Origin of the sequence: Burkholderia sp. BCC1998, assembly GCF_905339875.1 — a bacterium.
Taxonomy (GTDB): Bacteria; Pseudomonadota; Gammaproteobacteria; order Burkholderiales; family Burkholderiaceae; genus Burkholderia.
This window is the reverse complement of the sequence record NZ_CAJPHE010000006.1, coordinates 85,651-106,406: the sequence shown is the minus strand read 5'-3', so window position 1 is coordinate 106,406 and position 20,756 is coordinate 85,651. Positions and strand designations below refer to the sequence as shown.

Annotated in this window: 17 protein-coding genes; 3 read left to right on the top strand and 14 right to left on the bottom strand. The window is 68.5% G+C overall.

Going from position 1 to position 20,756, the window contains the following annotated elements:
• Positions 1 to 37: 37 nt before the first annotated feature.
• Genes hydA through U5A56_RS13125 form a run of 3 tightly spaced genes read right to left on the bottom strand, consistent with a single transcriptional unit; the run spans position 38 to position 3,542 of the window.
• The gene (hydA, locus tag U5A56_RS13135) at positions 38 to 1,453 is read right to left on the bottom strand and encodes a dihydropyrimidinase (RefSeq protein ID WP_321922734.1); all 1,416 of its coding nucleotides are present in this window, start codon (positions 1,451 to 1,453) and stop codon (positions 38 to 40) included.
• Positions 1,454 to 1,463: 10 nt separating this feature from the next.
• Positions 1,464 to 2,192, bottom strand: coding sequence for an aspartate/glutamate racemase family protein (locus U5A56_RS13130; protein WP_321922732.1), 729 nt, complete (start codon positions 2,190 to 2,192; stop codon positions 1,464 to 1,466).
• A 51-nt stretch (positions 2,193 to 2,243) separates the two neighbouring features.
• Complete coding sequence (locus U5A56_RS13125) at positions 2,244 to 3,542, bottom strand: MFS transporter (protein WP_044847365.1); 1,299 nt, start codon at positions 3,540 to 3,542, stop codon at positions 2,244 to 2,246.
• Between the two features lie 172 nt (positions 3,543 to 3,714).
• Here U5A56_RS13125 and U5A56_RS13120 point away from each other — a divergent pair, with 172 nt between their 5' ends.
• Positions 3,715 to 4,428 carry a GntR family transcriptional regulator gene (locus U5A56_RS13120; RefSeq protein WP_124666302.1) on the top strand — a complete coding sequence of 238 codons (714 nt, stop codon included), beginning with the start codon at positions 3,715 to 3,717 and terminating at the stop codon, positions 4,426 to 4,428.
• 59 nt (positions 4,429 to 4,487) lie between these two features.
• Here the strand turns inward: U5A56_RS13120 and U5A56_RS13115 are convergent, their stop codons facing one another.
• Entirely contained in the window at positions 4,488 to 5,672 is a 1,185-nt protein-coding gene (locus U5A56_RS13115) for a M20 aminoacylase family protein (protein WP_321922729.1), read from the bottom strand.
• 38 nt (positions 5,673 to 5,710) lie between these two features.
• Positions 5,711 to 6,997, bottom strand: coding sequence for a diaminopropionate ammonia-lyase (locus U5A56_RS13110; protein ID WP_321922727.1), 1,287 nt, complete (start codon positions 6,995 to 6,997; stop codon positions 5,711 to 5,713).
• Between the two features lie 181 nt (positions 6,998 to 7,178).
• On the opposite strand from U5A56_RS13110, the gene U5A56_RS13105 reads away from it, so the two are divergent.
• Positions 7,179 to 7,655, top strand: coding sequence for an Lrp/AsnC family transcriptional regulator (locus U5A56_RS13105; RefSeq protein ID WP_044847368.1), 477 nt, complete (start codon positions 7,179 to 7,181; stop codon positions 7,653 to 7,655).
• A 10-nt stretch (positions 7,656 to 7,665) separates the two neighbouring features.
• Here U5A56_RS13105 and U5A56_RS13100 read toward each other — a convergent pair whose 3' ends face one another.
• From U5A56_RS13100 to U5A56_RS13060, 9 genes are all read right to left on the bottom strand, one after another.
• A complete protein-coding gene (locus tag U5A56_RS13100; RefSeq protein WP_321922725.1) occupies positions 7,666 to 8,283 on the bottom strand; it encodes a 3'-5' exonuclease in 618 nt (205 codons plus the stop codon).
• A gap of 231 nt (positions 8,284 to 8,514) precedes the next feature.
• Complete coding sequence (locus U5A56_RS13095; RefSeq protein WP_321922723.1) at positions 8,515 to 10,239, bottom strand: tannase/feruloyl esterase family alpha/beta hydrolase; 1,725 nt, start codon at positions 10,237 to 10,239, stop codon at positions 8,515 to 8,517.
• A 28-nt stretch (positions 10,240 to 10,267) separates the two neighbouring features.
• Positions 10,268 to 11,407 (bottom strand): porin, encoded by a 1,140-nt coding sequence (locus U5A56_RS13090; RefSeq protein WP_321922721.1) that lies wholly within the window; start codon positions 11,405 to 11,407, stop codon positions 10,268 to 10,270.
• Between the two features lie 67 nt (positions 11,408 to 11,474).
• A complete protein-coding gene (gene mhpT, locus U5A56_RS13085; protein ID WP_321922719.1) occupies positions 11,475 to 12,680 on the bottom strand; it encodes a 3-(3-hydroxy-phenyl)propionate transporter MhpT in 1,206 nt (401 codons plus the stop codon).
• A 273-nt stretch (positions 12,681 to 12,953) separates the two neighbouring features.
• Complete coding sequence (locus U5A56_RS13080) at positions 12,954 to 13,448, bottom strand: MarR family winged helix-turn-helix transcriptional regulator (protein WP_027790251.1); 495 nt, start codon at positions 13,446 to 13,448, stop codon at positions 12,954 to 12,956.
• A 117-nt stretch (positions 13,449 to 13,565) separates the two neighbouring features.
• On the bottom strand, positions 13,566 to 15,314 hold the full coding sequence (locus U5A56_RS13075) for an acyl-CoA dehydrogenase (protein WP_321922717.1): 1,749 nt from the start codon (positions 15,312 to 15,314) through the stop codon (positions 13,566 to 13,568).
• 10 nt (positions 15,315 to 15,324) lie between these two features.
• Complete coding sequence (locus tag U5A56_RS13070) at positions 15,325 to 17,229, bottom strand: feruloyl-CoA synthase (protein ID WP_321922715.1); 1,905 nt, start codon at positions 17,227 to 17,229, stop codon at positions 15,325 to 15,327.
• A 101-nt stretch (positions 17,230 to 17,330) separates the two neighbouring features.
• A complete protein-coding gene (locus tag U5A56_RS13065; protein WP_321922713.1) occupies positions 17,331 to 18,782 on the bottom strand; it encodes an aldehyde dehydrogenase in 1,452 nt (483 codons plus the stop codon).
• Between the two features lie 43 nt (positions 18,783 to 18,825).
• A complete protein-coding gene (locus U5A56_RS13060; RefSeq protein WP_021163522.1) occupies positions 18,826 to 19,653 on the bottom strand; it encodes a p-hydroxycinnamoyl CoA hydratase/lyase in 828 nt (275 codons plus the stop codon).
• A 169-nt stretch (positions 19,654 to 19,822) separates the two neighbouring features.
• On the opposite strand from U5A56_RS13060, the gene U5A56_RS13055 reads away from it, so the two are divergent.
• Entirely contained in the window at positions 19,823 to 20,713 is an 891-nt protein-coding gene (locus U5A56_RS13055; RefSeq protein WP_321922712.1) for an amidohydrolase family protein, read from the top strand.
• The last annotated feature ends 43 nt before the right edge of the window (positions 20,714 to 20,756 follow it).

The window sequence follows — 20,756 nt, the reverse complement described above, 5'->3', positions numbered from 1 at the left end:
CGCGCGGGCGCTCATATCGCAATCGCATCGCGCGACGTCAATCAAGACACGGCTTGCCGGCCGGCAGGAACTGCCCGCGCCCCGGCTCCGCGGCGAGCAGCCGGCCGTCCTCGACGAGCAGCTCGCCGCGCGACAGGCAATGACGCGGCCAGCCCGTCACCTCGGTCCCTTCATAAGGCGTGTAGTCGACCGCATGATGCAGCGACGCATTCGCGATCCGCACGCGCTTGTCCGGATCCCACACGACGATATCCGCATCGGCGCCGACCGCGATCGTCCCCTTGCGCGGATACAGCCCGTACAGCTTCGCGGGCCGCAGTGACGTCAGCTCGACGAACTGATGCAGCGACAGCTTCCCCTTGCGCACGCCATCGAACAACAACGGCAGCCGCGTCTCGAGACCGGGAATCCCGTTCGGGATATGGTCGAACGAGACGGCCTGCCCGCCCGGATGCTTGCCGCACGGATCGTCGTAGTTGAACGGCGCGTGATCGGACGAGAATACCGAGAACACGCCCTGCTTCAGCGCCTTCCACACCGCCTGCTGGTTGGCCGGATCGCGCGGCGGCGGGCTGCATACGCATTTCGCGCCTTCGTAGCCGTCGTGACCGTGATGACCGAGATCGGCGGCCGTCAGATACAGGTACTGCGGGCAGGTTTCGGCCAGGATCGGCAGGCCGCGCGATTGTCCCCAGCGGATCTGCTCGATCGCCTCGGCGCCCGACACGTGCACGATCAGGATCGGCACGTCCACGAGTTCCGCGAACGCGATCGCGCGATGCGTCGCCTCGCGCTCGACCACGGCCGGCCGCGCGTGCGCATGAAAATGCGGCGCGACGTGGCCGTCGCCGAGCAGCCGCTCGGTCAGCCAGCCGATGCAGTCCGAATTCTCCGCATGCACCATCACGAGCGCGCCGTGCTCGCGCGCGACCGACAGCACGTCGAGCATTTGCCGATCGTTCAGCTTCAGGTCGTCGTAGGTCATGTACACCTTGAACGACGTGTAGCCGTTCGCAATCAGCCGCGGCAGCTCCTCGGCCAACACGTGCGGCGTCGGATCGGCGACGATCAGGTGAAAACCATAGTCGATCAGCGCGCGCCCTTCCGCGCGCCGGTGATAGTCGTCGACGGCCGCCTGCAGCGACTGCCCCTTCGCCTGCGCGGCGAACGGCACGACGGTGGTCGTGCCGCCGCACAGCGCCGAGCGCGTGCCGGACAGGAAATCGTCGGCCATCTTCAGCCCGTCGGGCATCGGCTGGTCGAGATGGCAATGCGCATCGACGCCGCCCGGCAGCACGAGCATCCCGCTCGCGTCGAGCTCGCGCGGCGCGCGCGGCAGCCCGTGGCCGAGCATGGCCACGCGCCCCGCGCGAATGCCGATGTCGCACGAGAACCGGTCCGCCGCCGTCACGACGTCCGCGTGACGGATCACGAAATCGAGATCGTTCGACATGACTCGCGCCTCAGATCACGTCGCTGAAGAGACGCCCCCAGCCCTTCACCTGCCGCGTGTCGTAGTCGGCGAGCTGCAGCGACTTCCACACGACGGTCGAGATCGTGTCGTAGATCGGAATGCCCGTCTCTTCCTCGAGCGCCGGCACCAGGTGCGCGGCGTTCAGGTTCGTGCAGAAGATCGAGATCGCGCGCGGGCCGGCCTTCGCCACTTCGCGCACCATCCCGCCGATCTGGTCGCCCGTCACTTCGGAGAACGAGAAATTGACCTTCAGGTTCAGGTGGCGCTCGGCGATGCAGTTCAGCCCCGAGCGGCGATAGTTGTCGACGATCTTCGTCTGCACGTCGTCGAGATACGGCGTGACGAGGCCGAACTCGTGCGCGTTCGTCTTCTTCAGGATCTCGTTGAGCGCGAGCACCGACGTCGTGGCCGGAATGCCGGTCGCTGCGGTGATGCGCTCGCACAGCCGCTCGTCGGCCTCGAAGCCGAGCCAGCCGGACGACGTGCCGTTCCACGCGATCACGTCGACCTTCGCGTCGGCGAGCAGCATCGCGGCCTGGATGATCTTGTCGTCGTCGAACTGGCCGAGCGCCTGGCCCGTCAGCGAGATTTCGGTGACGGGAAAGCGCGCGAAGTGCGCGGACACGCCCGGCAGGCCGGCGACCATCGAGCTCGTCAGCGGTTCGAGCGACGTGTTGGACGAAGGGGTGAGCATGCCGAGCAGGGTACGTTTCTTCATGGTGGTTTTCTCTCTACCAGTAAATGCAGTCGATGCAGTGAAAGGGGTCGGTCAGACGGGGAGCTTGTTTTCGTAGTCGATCGCGCTGGAGCACACGAGCAGGCCGACGCCGGCCGCCGCGAACACCATCAGCGCAAGGAAGTAGGAACCGGTGAACTGCACGATCGCGCCGACGAGGATCGGCACGGTGATGCCGCCGATGTTGCCGCCGAGGTTCATGAGGCCGCCGAGGAAGCCGATCTTGTTGCGTGTGCCGAGCGACGACGGGATGCACCAGTACAGCCCGCACCAGCGCAGGAAGAACAGCGTCGTCGACAGCAGCGCGACGCACACGACCGGGCTCTTCACGTAGGCGACGGAAAAGATCGACACGGTCGCGATCACCGCGGCGATGCCGAACAGCGTGCGCATCACGACGTTCGGGCGCCCGCCCGCGGCCTTCCACTTGTCGGCGATCCAGCCGCCGAGCAATTCGCCGACGAAGCCGCAGAAAAAGATGATGAAGGTCGACCCGCCCATCTGCTTGATGTCGAAGCCGTGCACCTTGTGCAGGTAGTTCGGCATCCACGTGAGCAGCCCGTAGAACACGCTGTTGAAGCACATCCAGCCGAAGAACATGCACCACACCGAGCGGTACTTGAAGAAGTCGCGCGAGCGCCCCGATGCACCGGCCGGCTCGGCCGCGAGGTCGCTCGCGTGCGACGCCTCGATGTAGTCGGCCTCGAGATCGTTGACGCCCGGATGCTCGCGCGGCGTATTGCGGATGTAGTACCACGCGAGGAAACCAGCCAGCACGGTGCCGACGCCGGCCACCGCGAACGCGAGCCGCCACGAGCCGAGCAGCGCGATCAGGCCGGCGATCAGCACCGCGCCCAGGGCCGCGCCGAGCGGCGCGCCGCCGTCGAGCAGCGTGGCGCCGCGGCCGCGCTCGGTCTGCGTCATCCAGATCGCGTTGAGCTTGCCGCCGGCCGGATAGATCGGCGCTTCGGATGCGCCGAGGCCGAGGCGCGTGAGCAGCAGCGACGGCGCGTTCGTGCACAGCGCGGCGATCGCCTGGAAGAAGCCCCAGAACACGGTCGCCGTCGCGATCACGATACGCGGCTTGAACCGGTCGGCCAGCATCCCGCCCGGGATCTGCATCACCGCATAGGTCCAGAAAAATGAACTGAGGATCAGGCCCTCCATTGCCGGCCCGATCTTGAACTCCTGCGAGATGTAAGGCATGGCGACGGACAGCGACGCGCGATCGACGTAGTTGATCGCGATGAGGCTCAGCATGACGACGAATATCTTCCAGCGGACGGCGGACTTGCCGACCGTCAGGGCAGCGACACCGGAGGTTGAAGACATGAACGGACTCCAGGGATGAACGAGGATGGTCAGGACGTCGCGCAACGTTGAGCCGAGTATAGGATTAGAAATTTATAATTACCGTTAGCGTAAACGCTTGGTTTCATTGAATTTGTTTTATCACTATCGTGGTGCAGGGTAAGCCCCGATATCGTGATAAGCTTGCGCCATCATGAGCCAGACACCCCGCAATCCCCTGCTTCTGCGCACGCGCGGCATGGCCGCGGAGATCGCCGCGCGCCTGCGCGTGATGATCGACGAGGGCGAACTGCCGCCCGGCGCGCGGATCGACGAAAAGGAACTGAGCCTCGCGTTCGACGTGTCGAAGACGCCGCTGCGCGAAGCGCTGAAGGTGCTCGTCGCGGAAGGCGCCGTCACGCATCGCCAGTACATCGGCTATCGCGTCGCGTCGATCGACATCGACGATCTCGTGTCGACGTTCGAGCTGCTGCACGGGCTCGAGGCGATGGCGGGCGAATTGCTGCGCAAGCGGATCGGCACGTCGACGCTCGCCGCGCTGCAGGCGAAGCACCGACGGATGGTCGAGTGTCACGAGGCCGGCAAGCGGGTCGAGTATTTCCGGCTGAACCAGCAGATTCATCAGATGATCATCGACGCGGCCGGCAACCCGGTGCTGTCGGGCATTTATGCGTCGCTGATGTCGAAGGTGCACCGCGCGCGCGGCGCCGCGAACGCGGACACGCTGCGCTGGGCCGAATCGCTGCACGAGCACGAAGCGATCATGGCCGCGCTCGCCGATCCCGACCACGCGCGGCTGCCGCAGGTGCTGCGCAGCCATTCGGAGAACACCGCGCGCGAAGTGCTGGCGATCCTCGATCGCACCGGCACGGCCGACGTGTCGGCCAAGCGGGCGGCCGAAGCGTAACGGCCTGCCGACGAACCGAACACGTAGCGGGGGCCTGCGAACAGACCGTCGACGGCCTGCTACGCCGCCTTCAACGCCCGCCGCGCCACCTCCGCGAAATACCGCGCGCCGACCGGCAGAATCTCGTCGTTGAAATCGTACGCCGCGTTGTGCAGCGGCACCCCGCCGCGCGCGGCCGCTTCGCCGTTGCCGATGAACACGAAGTTGCCGGGCACCGCCTGCAGGAACGCGCCGAAGTCTTCCGAGATCATCATCGGCTGCACGTCGGCGTTCACCGCGTCGGCGCCCGCGACGTGCGCCGCGGCCTCGACGGCCGTGTCGACCCATTCCGGGGAATTCACCGTCGGCGCGAACTCGTGCGTGTATTCGAACGTGCAGGTCGCACCGTGCGTGCGGCAGATCCCTTCGCTGATCTCGCGCATCCGCGTTTCGAGCAGCGTTTGCACGTCGCGCGCATAGCTGCGCGTGTCGCCCTTGATCGTCACCGTCGACGGCAGCACGTTGCGCAGCCCGTCGGTGATGAACTCGGTGCACGAGATCACCGCCTGCAGGCCCGGATCGAGATTGCGCGACACGATCGTCTGCAGCGCGAGCACGATCTGCGAGCCGATCACGATCGGATCGATGCCCATGTGCGGGCGCGCCGCATGCGTGCCGCGCCCGTCGATCCGGATCACGAAGTTGTCCTCGCTCGCCATGATGCCGCCCGCGCGCGTCGCGAACGTGCCGGCGCGCATGCCCGGCATGTTGTGCGCGCCGAAGATCGCGTCGACCGGGAAACGCTCGAGCAGCCCGTCGGCCATCATCGCCTTCGCGCCGCGGCCATGTTCCTCGGCCGGCTGGAAGATGAAGCGCACGGTGCCGTCGAAGTCCTTGCGCTCGGCCAGCAGTTGCGCGGCGCCGAGCACCATCGACATGTGGCCGTCGTGCCCGCACGCGTGCATCTTGCCCGGCGTGCGCGACGCATGTTCGCGGCCCGGCGCGTGCTCGGCGATGTTCAGCGCGTCCATGTCCGCGCGGATGCCGATCGCGCGCGTGCCGGTGCCGACCGTCAGGTTCGCGACGAGCCCCGTGCCGCCGATCCCGCGCTGCACGTCGAGCCCGAGCGTCGTCAGGATCCGCGCGACGTAGTCCGACGTGTTCACTTCCTCGAAACCCGTCTCCGGGTGCTGGTGCAGATGCCGGCGCCAGGTTTTCAGCCGGCCCTGCAGCGTGCTTTCCGCCATTGCGTCCAGTGCGTCCATCGTGCTTGCCTCGTCGGTCGTCATGTCGTTCGGGTCGCTCAGGTTTCTGCGGCCGCGCGGGTCCGCGTCAGCCAGTCGCGCTGGCGCGCCAGCACCGCGTCGGCCGTCTCGCCGACACACCGCCGGTAGACGGTCGGCGCGGTCGCGCCTTCCGTGTTGATCGCCAGCACGCGCGCGTTCGCATCGAGCCCGACCTGGCGTGCGAGCGCCGGATCGCGCATCAGCACGGTCAGCCCCGCGATGCCCGCCGCGCCCGACTCGCCGGACACGAACGGCACGTCACGTTCGCTGCCGACGGCCAGCGCGCGCATCGCCTGCACCGCGTCGTCGTCGTCGATCAGCATGAAGTGATCGATGCCCGGCTCGAGAAAGTCCCATGCGAGCGGCGACGCCTCGCCGCACGCGAGCCCCGCCATCACCGAGTCGACGCTGCCGGTCGCCTTCGTCGCGCGCCCGGCGAGCGCGCTCTGGTACAGGCAATCGGCCTGGCGCGGCTCGACGACGATGAAATGCGGCCGCCGTGCGCCGGCATGCTCCCACAGATAGCTCGCGACACCGGCCGCAAGGCCGCCGACGCCGCCCTGCAGGAACACGTGCGTGAACGGCCGGTGATCGCCGTTGCCGTTGCCGCTGCCGTCGCCATCGCCATCGCCGAGGTTGCCCTCTCCCGCCGCCTGCGCGAGCGCCTCGGCCGCGATCAGGCCGTAGCCCTGCATCACGTCGCGCGGAATCGCCTCGTAGCCGTCGTACGACGTATCCGACACCACATGCCAGCCGTTCGCGTCCGCGAGCTGCGCGGCATGCACGACCGATTCGTCGTAGTTGCCGGCGATCCGCACGATCCGCGCGCCGTGCGCGGCAATCGCATGCTCGCGCTCCGCGTCGACGTGCGCGTGCAGCACGATCACGCAGCGGCAGCCGATCGCGCGCGCGGCGGCGGCCAGCGCGCGGCCGTGATTGCCGTCGGTCGCGCTGATCACCGTCAGGTCGGCCAGCGACGCCGCGTAGCGGCCCGTGACGAGCCCCTGCGGATCGAGCGGCTCGTTGCGCCGCAACCGCTTCACGAGCCGCATCAGCGCGATCGGCGCGCCGAGCGCTTTGAAGCTGCCGAGCGGCGAACGGCATGCCTCGTCCTTCACGCTGACACTCGCGACGCCGAGTCGCGCGGCCAGATCCGGCAGCGCGCGCAACGGCGTGCGGGCCGCACCGACGAGCGGCCAGTGTGCGAGCCACGCGCCGCTCTCGTCGGCCGCGGCGATGTTCATGATGCGGCGCAGCGTGTCGGGATAGTCGGTGCGCGACGCGCGGGGATTGGCGATCAGCATGGCGGGAAGGGCTCCGGAAATGGGCCGCGCGGGCGGCCCGGCGGTGGATGCGGTGCGGGCGCATACGGGTTGCGCGCGCCGTCGGTCCGAAAAATAATATTGCGCGTCCCGGTCAATAAAATCGCCAAATCGGCGCTCCGGACGCAAAAATTTCTCATTCTTTCGAGGCTGCCGCGCCATCATGCCCACCCCACTCGATGCGTTCGATCGCAAGCTGCTGATGGAAGTCCAGCGCGACGCGCACACGCCGCAGACCGAACTCGGCGCCCGCGTGAACCTGTCGACCGCCGCCGTGAACCGCCGCCTGCGGCGGCTCGCCGAAGACGGCGTGATCGAGCGCTACACGGCGGTCGTCGCGCCGGAGAAGGTCGATCATCCGCTGACGATCGTCGTGAACGTCGAGGTCGAGCGCGAGCAGATCGACCAGCTCGACGCGATGAAGCGGACCTTCGAGCGCTGCCCGCAGATCCAGCAGTGCTACTACGTGACCGGGGAATGGGATTTCGTGCTGATCCTCGCCGTGCGCAACATGGATCAGTACAACGCGCTCACGCGCGAGCTGTTCTTCGCGAACAACAACGTGAAGCGCTTCAAGACGCTCGTGAGCATGAGCCGCGTGAAGGTCGGGCTCGAGGTGCCGGTGGATCCCGGCGAGTGACGCTCGAACGTCAGCGCCTGTCGGCAGCCAATGAACCGAAAAACGTCGCGACCTTCGCCTTGCTCGTCGTCTGCAATCGCGACATGAGCCCGTGATCGACCTGCCGCAACCCGTAAGTCTCGCCGATGTCGCGCTGCATCCGGCACCACAGATGGCTCGCGATCTCCGCGTCGACCATCGCGCGGTGGGCACGGCCCGTCTGCGGCAAGCGCAGCATGGTCGCGAGGTTCGACAGCCGGTGACTTTGCGCGTGCGGGTAGAGGCGCCGCGCGACGAGCATCGTGCACGCGAACGCATGCTCGGCCGCCATCCCGAGCATCCCGAGTTCGGACTGCCAGAACCGCTTGTCGAAGCCGGCGTTGTGCGCGACGACGGGATGGCTGCCGACGAACGCGGCGGCTTCCTTCATGACCTTCTCCACCGGCGGCGCCGACGCGATCATGTCGTTCGTGATCCCCGTGAGCGCGACGACGTCGGACGGAATGCGACGGCCGGCGTTCATCAGGCTCTGGTAACGGTCGACGATCTCGCCGTCGCGGAGAAGGATCACGGCGATCTCGGTCGCCCTGTCGCCCATGTTCGGAGAAAGCCCGGTTGTTTCGAAGTCGAGTACCGCTACGGTTTGCATGGTCGAATCGGAGGAAGGATAGCTGGCGGCGCACGTCGGCCGGGACGTGTCTCGCCGACGCGAAAGCGCCACAGTGTATCCCCGGATGCCGCGTCGGGCGGCAAACTCGATCGTCATGCGCGGCGCACCGCCGTTTCCATCCGGACGGACCGGCACGCTCGCGCCATCCGCCGCCGAACAGCGGCGAATGTACCGAAGCTTCCGCGCGTCGGTACATCCCTCTTCCCTACATCATCGACAACTGAAGCTCGCCGCCGAATTCACGTCGCCCGAGCCGTTGTAGCGCGCGACCTGCGGATACGGGCACAACGGCCGCGTGCGTCCCGCGCCCCACGACGTCGGCACGTCCGCGTTCGGCACCGCGTTCGTCGTGTCGCGCGCCGTGGCGACGATCGCCGCGGGCGCCTGCCCCTGCTCGACCCACGCGACGAGCGGCGTCAGCATGTCGAACTGGTCGGCCGCCGGCCCGCCCGAGCAGTGGTTCATGCCCGGCACCGGATAGAAGCGCGCGAAGCCCGACGCGTCGCCGCCGTTCGCCTGCGCGAGCCGCCCGTACCAGTCGCTCGTGTCGTTGAACGAGAACACCGGGTCGCCGGTGCCGTGATAGACGAGCAGCTTCGCGCCGCGCGACTTCAGCGCGGACAGGTTGGTCTCGTCGGGCGGCGTCATGAACGACCACGACGATTGCGTGTACACGCCGTTCGTCGCGAAGATCGCCGGCGCGTCGTTGTCCATGTCGAAGCCGAGCGCGAAGCCGGCGAGGTTCGCGAGCGTCGCGGCGGTTTTCGGCGGCGTCATGAACGTGAACGCCATCGCGGCCGGGTCGAGCATGACCGAATTCGACTGTTTCCATGCGGCCCAGCCGGGGCCCGAGATGCCCGGATCGTACGGAAAACTCGCATAGAGCGCCGTGCCCGCGCTGTTGCGCGCGCCCGCGAACACGTTCTCGAGCGCGCTCTTCTGCGCGGTCGTGAGGCACGCGCCGGTGCGCGTGGCGTTCGCGCAGGTCGGGATGTCCGTCTCGACGCTGAAATGCGCCTGGCACGCGGCGACGTCCTGCACCATCCCGTCGGCCACGCCATCGAGCGCATCGCACTTGTCGAGAATCTTCGCGCCGACGAACCGGCGCTCCGCATCGGTGAAGCCGCTGCGGATGTCGGGCAGCCCGTTCGTCCCGGTCGCCGACGCGATCTTCGCGAACTGCTGCGCGCCGTACATCTCGCCGATCGCCGCCTTCGGCAGATGGAAGCCCGGATCGCCCGCGATGATCCCGTCGTAGTCGCCCGCGTTGCGCACGGCCGTGACCATCGCGTGCCGGCCGCCGTTCGAGCAGCCGCCGAAATAGCTGCGGTCGGGCGTCTTCCCGTATGCGAGCCGGATCACCTGCTTCGCCATCGGCGTGAGCGCGTCGACCGCGCTGTAGCCGTAATCGAGCCGCGCCTGCGGATCGAGGCCGAACAGCGGGTTCTGCGCGGCGCTGTGCCCGGAATCCGAGCTGATCACCGCGAAGCCCATGTTCAGCGCATCGGTCAGCGGCCCGCCGCCGCCGACCTCGCCGGTCGCGGTCACGACGTTGCCGTCGAGCCCGCCGTTCGCCTGGTAGAAGAAGCGACCGTTCCACGCTTTCGGCAAGCGCATCTCGAAGCCGATCGCATAGGTCTTGCCGTCCACCGCGCTCACGCGCTCGTTCATCTTCCCTTCGATCACGCAGTGCTCGGCGATCGGCTTGCCGGCCACCGTCAGCGTACCGGCGGCCGCGGTCGTCACCGACGTGAACGACGTGTTCGCATACGCGAGCTTCGCGGCGAGCGCGTCGCACGTCTGCGCCATCGCGGCCGGCGTCGCGGCGCTCAGGTGCGTCGGCGTGGCGCTGACCGAATCGTCGCCGCCGCAGCCGGCGAGCATGGCCGCCGCGGACAGCGGCGCAATACAGAGGAATGCAGATTTCCTGTTCAAGATAGCTCCCGTTCGTCTGGCTGCCGGATCAGAACATGTGCCGCACGCCGACCATCGCGCCGAGCTGCCCCATCCCTGCGCCGGGTGTCGTGCCGGGCCCGCCGCCGCTGACCGCGTAGCGTGCATGCGCGCTGTTCCACAGATACGACGATTGCGCGTAGACGGCCGTGCGCTTGCTCAGCAGATAGGTCGCGCGCAGCGTGGCCATCGTCGCGCGCGTGTCGTGCGCGCTGTTGACGATCCGGTAGCCTTCGCCGTCGACGACGAAATCGGGTTTCACCGCATACGACGCGCCAAGGAAGAACAGGTCCGAATGCGCGCCCGGCGCGGCCGGCGAACCGGTCGACACGCGCCGCCCGATCCAGCCCGCGCCGATCCGCGCGCCTGCCGCCTGCGCATACGCGCTCACGTGCGTGCGCGCGTCCTTGCCGCCGCTGCTCGTGAAAGGAACGGGCGCCACGCCATCGAAGAAGTTCGCGGCCGCGCCGGTGCCGCCGCGCTGCTCCTCGTACGACGCCGCCGCGCCGAAATACGCGCTGTCGTACTTGAGCATCACCGACCAGTTGCGGCACTGGACGGCATCGCCCGGCACCTGCCCCGCGCAGGTGCCCTGCCCCGGCGAGTTGCCGGTGCCCGCGCCGTCGCGGCCGAACGAATACGCGGCGCCGAGCGTCACGCCGCGATAGGTGCCGACGTAGGTCACCGCGTTGTCGGCGCGGCCGTTCGGCACGTACGCGTCGAACGAGCCGAGCCCGTAGATGTCGGGGCCGATGATGTCCGCGCCCTGCAGCGCGAGATAGGTCATCGTGTACTGGCGGCCGAACGCGAGCGTGCCGAAGCCGCTCTTCAGCCCGACGAACGCCTGCCGCCCGAACAGCCGGCCGCCCTGGCCGAGATCGCCGCCGCGCACGTTGAAGCCGCTTTCGAGCGTGAACACCGCCTGGTAGCCGCCGCCGAGATCCTCGGTGCCGCGCAGGCCCCAGCGCGACGGCAGCTCGCCCGTCACGCCCGGCATGCGCACGACGTGGTCGCCAGCCGCGTTCGCGTGCGACACGAACTCGACGCCCGTATCGATGATCCCGTACAGCGTCACGCTCGACTGCGCGTGCGCGCCGGTCGCGGCGAGCGCGCATGCGCCGGCCGCCAGCAAGGCTTTGGTGTGCTTCATGGTGTTCGTCTCCAGACCTGTGTCGTAATCGCGCTCTACCGGCGCTCGTGGTTGAAATGGGAAGAAATCAGTCGTGCGCCTGCGGGCGCCGGATCAGCACCAGCGCAGCGACGGCGGCGACGAGCGTGACGGGAATGCTCGCGCCGATCACGACCGACGCGCTGCGGCCCATTGCGAGCAGTTCGGCGGCGGCGAGCGGCCCGACCACCGAGCCGAGGCGGCCGACGGCAACGGCGGAGCCGACGCCGGTGCCGCGCATCGCGGTCGGGTAATAGATCGCGGCCAGCGCATACAGCACCGACTGGCCGCCGACGACGAACATCCCGGCCGCGAACGCGGCGGCGGACAGCCACAGGAGTCCGGGCGCGATCGCCAGCGCGGCAAGCGACAGCACGATCCCCGCGTACATGCCGCCGACCACGCGCGATGGACGCAAGCGGTCCATCGACATGCCGATGCCGAGCACGCCGAGGCCGCTGCCGATGTTGAAGAAGATCTGCACGATACCGGCCTGGCTGCGAGCGAGCCCCTTCGCGGCCATCAGCGACGGCAGCCAGTTCAGCAGGAAATACAGCACGATCAGCGTGCAGAAGTAGCTGAGCCACAACGCCAGTGTCGTGCCGGTGCGCGAGCCGCCGAACAGCGTCTGTCCGACGCCGGGGCGCGCCGCGCCCGATGCGCTGACGTCGAGGAACGCACGCGATTCGGGCAGCAGTGCGAGCAGCAGCGGCGCGAGCAGCAGCGGGCCGACGCCCCCGACATAGAAAATGTGCCGCCATTCGGTGTCGCCTGCGAGCAGCACGCCGATCAGCGACGCGATCACGCCGCCGAACGGAATCCCGCAGTACATCACGGCCACCGCGCTGCTGCGCGAGCGTGCGTCGACCGCTTCCGACGACAATGCAATGAGGTTCGGCATCGCGCCGCCGAGGCCGAGGCCGGTCAGCGCACGAACGGCGACCAGCATCGCGAAGCTCGACACCTGCGCGGTCGCGATCGACAGCAGCCCGAACAGGCAGACCGACGCGATCAGCACGTGCTTGCGGCCAACCCGGTCGGCCAGCCAGCCGCCGAGCATCGCGCCCGGCAGCAGGCCGAACGTGCCCGCGCTGAACGCAAGCCCCATCTGTGAAACCGAGAGCCCGAATTCGTGGGCCATGCGCGGTGCCGCGACGCCGACCGACTGCAGGTCGAGCCCCTCGAGCAATGCGATCGCGAAACACAGGCCGAGCGTCGTCGCGACGGCCGGCCTTGCGGCAACGGAAGTGTCCATGTCGTCTCCTAACCGTGACTCGCGCGGCATACGCGGAACGCATGCGCGGTGTCCTTGCTTTATCGTGATCGGGTCTCGTCCATTTATCAGGTAACCTGATTAAGAACCCGAAAGAAAATCCCGTCGAGGGACGGGATGATTTAATAACAGGTAACCTGATATTTCAAGTGTCGCGAGCGCGGTGTTAACCCGCAACCCGTTCGCAACCCGGGCCACACTGCGGCTTGGCCCGGCGCGGCCGGCGGAACCGGAACGAAAGACGCGGCGGCGTGCTCAGTCGCGCAGGTTGCGCACGAACAGTTCGAGCGTACGGTGAACCTGCGCGACGTCGTCGGCGCTCACGTCGTCGCCGAGCATCCGGCGTTCGAGCGGCCGCAGCACCTGCTCGCATTCGCGCAGGATTGCCGAGCCCTCGTCGGTCAGACGCAGCAGGATCACGCGGCCATGGCTGGGATCGGCCTCGCGCGTCACGAAGCCGCGGGCGGCCATCGCAACCATCACTTCGTTCGCGGATTGCGGCGTGATGAACGAGCGCACCGCGAGCTGCGCATTGGACAGCGCGCCGCGCGCCTCGAGCACCGACAGCGCCGTGTACTGCGCGAGCGTCACACCGAGCGGCGCGAGCGCATCGCTCATCTGGCGGCGCAGCAGCCGGTCGAGATTGCCGATCAGGTAGGTAAGCCGCTGCTGCGAACGCATGCGCGGCCTGGCTTCGCTGGCGCGGGCCGTGCGTTTCGTGCCGGCCGGTTTGACGGGTGTCGAACTCATGAACGTGTCGGAAGGAGGATCGCGGGCCATCTTACCTCACGCGGTCCGTATATCGGCCCGCACGGCGTGCCGGCCGGCGAGCCGCCCCGGGCCGTCCACGCCCGGCTCGGACGAACCTTATGCCGCGGCAGCCGGCAACGCCGCGCGGCAGCCCGCGTCCACCAGCGCGAGCCGGTGTGCGAATGCCGCGAGCGGATAGTCGAAGAAGTAGGTGCCGACCGCGCGCTTGCCCGCACGGAACGAATCGTCCCCCGGCGCATCGCCGACGATGCGCAGCGTGCGCGCCCACGCGAACGCGAGGAGCAGCCAGCCGACCAGCGCGAGATAGTCGTCCGCGACCCGGTAGGGCAGATCCGGATCGTGCTCGCTCGCGCGGATCACGCCGGCCGTCACGCGCTCGAGCTCCGCGCACAGCGTGGCGACGCGCGCCCCGGCGTCCCTCGCCCGCTCGTCCGCCGCCTGGACGCTCTGCGCGGCTTCCGCGCGAATCAACTCGAGCAGCGCATGCAGCGCCTCGCCGCGATCCCCCAGCACCTTGCGCACCAGCAGATCGATCGCCTGGATCTCGTTGGTCCCTTCGTACAGCATCGACACGCGGCAATCGCGCACCGTCTGTTCGATCCCGTATTCGTGAACGTAGCCGTAGCCGCCGAATACCTGCAGCGCGTTCGACGCGGCCGCGAAGCCGTTCGCGGTGAAGAACGCCTTGGCAATCGGAGTGAGCAACGATGCCAGCCGCGACGCCGCGAGCCGTGCCGGCGGCTGCGGATCGTGCGCGGCGACGTCGAGCCAGTGCGCGATCCAGTAGCCGATCGCGCGCTCGCCTTCGACGATCGCCTGCGCATCGAGCAGGATGCGGCGGATCGCGGCATGTTGCGCGATCGGCGCCGCCCTGCCCTGCGCGCGTTCGCGCGCATAGGCCGACGCGGCCTGCCACGCGCTCTGCGCATGCCCGACACCCTGCATGGCGACCTGCAGGCGCGCCGCGTTCATCATCACGAACATCGATGCGAGCCCGCGATGCGGCTCGCCGACGAGCCAGCCCGTGGCCGCGTCGAAACGCATCGTGCAGGTCGGGCTTGCCTTCAGCCCCATCTTCTTCTCGATGCCGTCGCACCAGACGCCGTTGCGCACACGGCCGCCCGGCGCGTCGAGCCACTTCGGCACGACGAACAGCGACAGCCCCTTCGTTCCCGCCGGCGCATCGGGCAGCCGCGCGAGCACGAGGTGCACGATATTGTCGGTCAGGTCGTGCTCGCCGCCGGTGATGAACAGCTTGCTGCCGCTGATTCGGTAGCCGTCGGCGGCCGGGTCCGGCACTGCCTGCGTGCGCAGCAGGCCGAGATCGCTGCCCGCCTGTGGCTCGGTGATGCACATCGTCGTCAGCCACTCGCCGCTCGCGATCTTCGGCAGCACGTCGCGCTTCAGGCGCTCGCCGCCGTGCGCGCGCAGGCACGCCACCGCGCCGTGCGTGAGCCCCGGCGACATCAGCCACGCGTGGTTCGCCCCCGCGAGCATCTCCTGCAGCGCGACGTCGAGCAGATGCGGCAGCCCCTGGCCGCCGCAATCGGCGTCGAGCGCCAGCGTCGGCCAGCCGGCGTCGACGTAGTCGCGGTACGCATCGCGAAAGCCCGCCGGCATCGTCACTCCGGCACCGTCGAACCGGCAGCCCTCGAGATCGCCGGTCGAATCGAGCGGCGCGATGCGTTCGACCACGAAGCGGGCGGCTTCGTCGAGCACTTGCCCGGCAGTCGACAGGTCGAGCTCCGCCCAGTCGGGCACGCGGCGCCACAGCGCCGGCGCATCGAGCCATTCGCCGATCACGAACAGCATGTCGCGCAATGGCGCGCAATACGCGTTGCTCATCGCGCGCACCTCATGCCCGGCGCGCCGTGGCGGCGACGATCACGCCCGTGTCGGCCGCGCCCGGTTCGTACATCGCGTCGACCACCGCCGCACGGTGCATGAGCACCGCACGCTGGTTGATCGAGCCCTTGTCGGTGACTTCGCCGAGATCGAGCGAAGGCGGCGTATCGAGCACGCACAGCCGCGTGACGAACGTCGCGCTGCCGGTCGCATCGCGGTTCAGGCGCTCGAGCAGGTCCGCGAAGAACGCCCGCACCGCGGGCGCCTGCAGGATGGTGCGCACGTCGGCATCCGGTGCCGCGCCGGCCAGGCGACGGCAATCGTCGACGCGCGGGAAGATCATCACGCCGACGTCGTCGCGGTTCATCCCCGTGACGACCGCGTCCTGCACGTACGGCGCGCCGTTCGATACGACCCGCGCGCGCATGGGCCCGACGCTCACGAAGGTGCCGGACGATAGCTTGAAATCCTCCGCGATGCGCCCGTCGAACATCAGGCCGATCTCCGGCCGCGCGGGATCGACGAAACGCACCGCATCGCCGCTGCGGTAGTAGCCCTCCTCGTCGAATACCTCGCGCGCGTCGTCGCCGCTCGCGCGCCAATAACCGGCCATCACGTTCGGCCCGCGAAAGCGCGCCTCGAGCTTGCCGTCGACCGGCACCAGCTTCGCGTCGCAGCCGGGCGCGGGCAGGCCGATGTAGCCGGCCCCCGACACCGGCCCGGTGGTGAACATGCACGATGGCGCGGCCTCGGTCATCCCGAGGCCCGCCATGATCCGGATGCGCTCGCCGCAATGCGCGAGCGTCACGCGCTCGAGCCGGTCCCACGCGGCCTGCGACAGTCCGGCGCCCGCGAAGAAATACATCCTCACGCGCGAGAAGAAGGTTTCGCGCAGCGCGGCATCCGTTTCGAGCGCCGCGGTCAGCTCTTCCCAGCCCTTCGGCACGTTGAAATACACGGTGGGCGCGATCTCGCGCAGGTTGCGCAGCGTCTCGCCGAACTTGCCGGCGACCGGCTTGCCGTCGTCGATGTACAGCGTGCCGCCGTTGTACAGCGCGATGCCGACGTTATGGCTGCCGCCGAACGTGTGATTCCACGGCAGCCAGTCGACCAGCACCGGCGGCTCCAGACCGAACTGCGGAAACGTCTCGAGCAGCATCTGCTGGTTGCTGCACAGCATCCGGTGCGTGGTCGGCACCGCCTTGGGCAGCCGTGTCGATCCCGACGTGAACAGGAATTTCGCGATCGTGTCGCCGGTGATCGCATCGTGCGCGGCATCGACGCTGCCCGGTGTCGTGTCGAGCAGCGACGAGAAACGCGTGACGCCGTCCATCCCGTCGGGTGCCGACACGACCACGCGCTCGACATCAGGCGGCACCGACGCGTCGAGCGCGGCACGAAACGCCGCGCCGTCCGACGCGAAGACCAGCCCCGGCGTGAGCAGGGCGAGCGCGTGGCGCAGCTTGCCGTAATCGCTCGACACGAGCGAATACGCGGGCGACAGCGGCGCATGCGGAATGCCGGCCCACATCGCGCCGAACGCGAGTTGCAGATGTTCGAGGTCGTTGCCCGACAGGATCGCGACGGGCCGCTCGGCCGACAGCCCGCGATCGAGCAGCGCCTGGCCGATCGCACGGGCGCGCTCGAGCATCTGCGCATACGTGATGCCGATCCACGTACCGTCGGGCCCGCGCCGCGCGACCAGCCAGCGGTCCGGATGCGCGCGCGCGCCGCTCGCGAGCCGGTCGGTCAGCCGGTGCGGGTACGCGCCGAGCGGGGTCGTCGCGCGCAAGGTCCAGCAGCCGTCACGTTGCACGATCTCCGGCGGCGCCGTGCCGATCGCCACGGGACGATAGCCGGCGGGAACGCGCTGTGCGGCAGCCGCGTCGCGCAGTTGGGTCGGATCCGCATCCAAGTTCTGTCTCCGGTCGGTTCCGCCCCGCGCGCGTGCGCGCGCCGGGCGGAGACTTCATTGTGTCGTTGTCTTAACTCGGGCGCCGCGGCGCCCGGGACTGCTCAGATCGGGTAGTGACGCGGCGTGGTCTGGACCGTGATCCAGCGCAGGTCGGTAAACTCGGCGATCGACGCCTTGCTGCCGAACCGGCCGTAGCCGCTTGCCTTCACGCCGCCGAACGGCATCTGCGCCTCGTCGTGCACCGTCGGCCCGTTGATGTGGCAGATGCCCGATTCGATCTGCTTCGCGACCTGCATCGCGCGCGCGATATCGCGGCTGAACACCGCCGCCGACAGCCCGTACTCGCTGTCGTTCGCGGCCGCGAGCGCGGCGGCGTCGCCGTCGACGCGCTGCACGGTCACCACCGGCCCGAACGATTCGTCCGCATACAGCTGCATGTCGCGCGTGACACCGTCGACGATCGTCGGCTGCATCACCGCGCCGTCGACTTCACAGCCGAGCGGCAGCGCGGCGCCGTGCTCGCGCGCGTCGTCCACCATTGCCGCGATCCGCTGCGCGGCGGCCGCGCTCTCGAGCGTACCCAGCACGGCGCCCGGCGCGGCCGGGTTGCCGGCCTTCAGCGTGCGTGCCTTCGCGACGAGCCGTTCGACGAACGCATCGGCGACCTTGCGATCGACGATCACGCGCTCGGTCGACATGCAGATCTGCCCCTGGTTGAAGAACGCGCCGAATGCGACTGCCTCGACCGCCGCGTCGAGATCGGCGTCGTCGAGCACGAGCACCGGCGCCTTGCCGCCGAGTTCAAGCAGCGCCGGCTTCAGGTGCTGCGCGCCGAGCGTCGCGACGATGCGGCCGACGCGTGTCGAACCGGTGAAGTTCACGCGGCGCACCGCCGGGTTCGCGATCAGCCGCTCGACGATCGCCGGCGCATCCTGCGGCGCATGCGTGATCACGTTGACCACGCCGTCGCCGAGCCCTGCGTCGTGCAGCACGCTGCCGATCAGCCGGTGCACGCCCGGGCAACCCTCGGACGCCTTCAGCACCACCGTGTTGCCGCATGCGAGCGGCATCGCGAGCGCACGGGTCGCGAGAATCACCGGCGCATTCCACGGCGCGATCCCGAGCACGACACCGCACGGCTGGCGCACGGCCATCGCGAGGCTGCCGGGCACGTCCGACGGGATCACCGCGCCGTCGATCTGCGTGGTCATCGCGGCCGCCTCGCGCAGCATGTTCGCCGCGAGCATCACGTTGAAGCCGTACCAGTTCGCCATCGCACCGGTTTCCGCGCGGCCGGTTTCGATGAATTCGCCCGCGCGCGCGTCCATCCGGTCGGCCGCCGCGAGCAGCCGCCGACGGCGCTCGGTCGGCGCGAGCGCGGCCCACGCGGGGAATGCGCGCGCCGCTGCCGCGACCGCGGCGTCCGCGTCGGCAAGCGTCGCCGCGGCGGCGCGCGACGCAACCTGTCCCGTCGCCGGATCGATCCGGTCGAAGGTCCCGCCGTCCGACGCGCCGCGCGACACGCCGTCGATCAACAAACTCACTTCGTGCATTTCCGTGTCTCCACTCGGATCCGGTTGCGTGCGGCGGCGCGCGTCAGCGCTTGTACGCCTGCAGGCCCGGCTTGATGCTCTTGTCGTCGAGGAACTGCTTGAGGCCCTGCTCGCGCCCGCCTTCCGGATCGCGGTAGTTCGCCTGGTCGAGCTTCGCGTACAGGTAGTCCTCGTTCTGCTCCCAGGTCAGCTCGCGGCAACGCTTGAAGCCGTGCTTCGCGTTACGGATCACGACCGGGTTCTTGTCGAGCAGCTTCGCGGCCAGCGCGCGCACCTCGTCGCGCAGCTGCGCGCGCGGCACGCTCTTGTTGACGAGCCCCATCTGCGCGGCCTGCGGGCCGGTGAAGGTGTCGCCGGTCATGATGTAGTAGAGCGCCTGGCGATGTCCCACGGTGTCGGCCATCGCCTTGCTGACGAGGTTGCCCGGCGGGATGCCCCAGTTGATTTCCGACAGGCCGAACACCGCTTCGTCGGCCGCGATCGCGAGGTCGCACGCGACGAGCGGCGAGAAGCCGCCACCGAAGCACCAGCCGTTGACCATCGCGATCGTCGGCTTCGCATACATGCGCAGCAATTGCCACTGCCAGCGGCTCGCGTCGCGGCGAATCTTTTCCTGCAGGATTTCGGGGCCCGCGTCGACTTCGCGGAAATATTCCTTCAGGTCCATCCCGGCCGTCCAGGCGTCGCCCTCGCCGGTCAGCACGAGCACCTGCGCCTCGGCATCGAGTTCGATCGCCTCCAGCACGTCGATCATCTCCGCGTTCAGCGTCGGGCTCATCGCATTGCGCTTGTCCGGACGGTTCAGCGTCACCCATGCGATCCCGCCCTCGACCTCGACCTTCACCGTTTTCCAGCGCCCTTCGTAACCCATTTTCGTTCTCCAATGACGATGCCGCCCTGTGCGACTCGCGACCAATTTACTATCAGGTAACCTGATATGTAAAGTAGAATGGAAGTGGCTCCGGACAAACCCCTAAACGGGCCCGGACAGCCGATTTCGCGCCGTGCCGGCCGACGAATCACGACATGAGGAGACACGCTTGGACATCGACAACCTGATCGCCATCGACACGCACGTGCACGCCGAAGTGTCGTGCTGCCAGCCGCCGGACCTGTTCGCGAAGGCATTCGACGACGCGGCCGACAAGTACTTCGGCACCGTGCTGAAGCAGGGCCGTCGGCCGACCATTCCGGAGACGATCGCGTATTACCGCGAGCGCCGGATCGGTTTCGTGATGTTCACCGTCGACTGCGAGACGAACATCGGCCGGCGGCGCATTCCGAACGAGGAAATCGCGCAATTCGCGCAGGACAACGCCGACGTGATGATCGCGTTCGCGAGCATCGACCCGCACAAGGGCCGCTTCGGCGCGCGCGAGGCGCGCCGCCTGATCGACGAGCATGGCGTGAGGGGCTTCAAGTTCCACCCGACGATGCAGGGATGCTTCCCGAACGACCGGCTCGCATATCCGATCTACGAGGTGATCGCGGAATACGGGTTGCCGGCCGTATTCCACAGCGGGCATTCGGGGATGGGATCGGGGATGCGCGGCGGCGGCGGGCTGCGTCTGAAGTATTCCGAACCGATTCACCTCGACGACGTCGCGGCCGACTTCCCGGACATGAAGATCGTGATCGCGCACCCTTCATGGCCGTGGCAGGAGCAGGCGCTGTCGATCGCGCTGCACAAGCCGAACGTCTACATCGACCTGTCGGGATGGTCGCCGAAGTACTTCTCGCCGGAGCTGGTGAAATACGCGAACACGCTGCTCAGGCACAAGGTGCTGTTCGCGTCCGATTTTCCGCTGATCCGGCCGGACCGCTGGCTCGAGGATTTTCAGGGCGCCGGGTTCCGGCCCGACGTGCATTCGCTGATTCTGAAAGACAACGCAGTCGCGTTGCTGGGGCTGCAGGCCGCGCAGCAGTCGTGACCCGTCCGGCCGTGACGGCGCCGGCAGCGCGCGGCGGCACGAC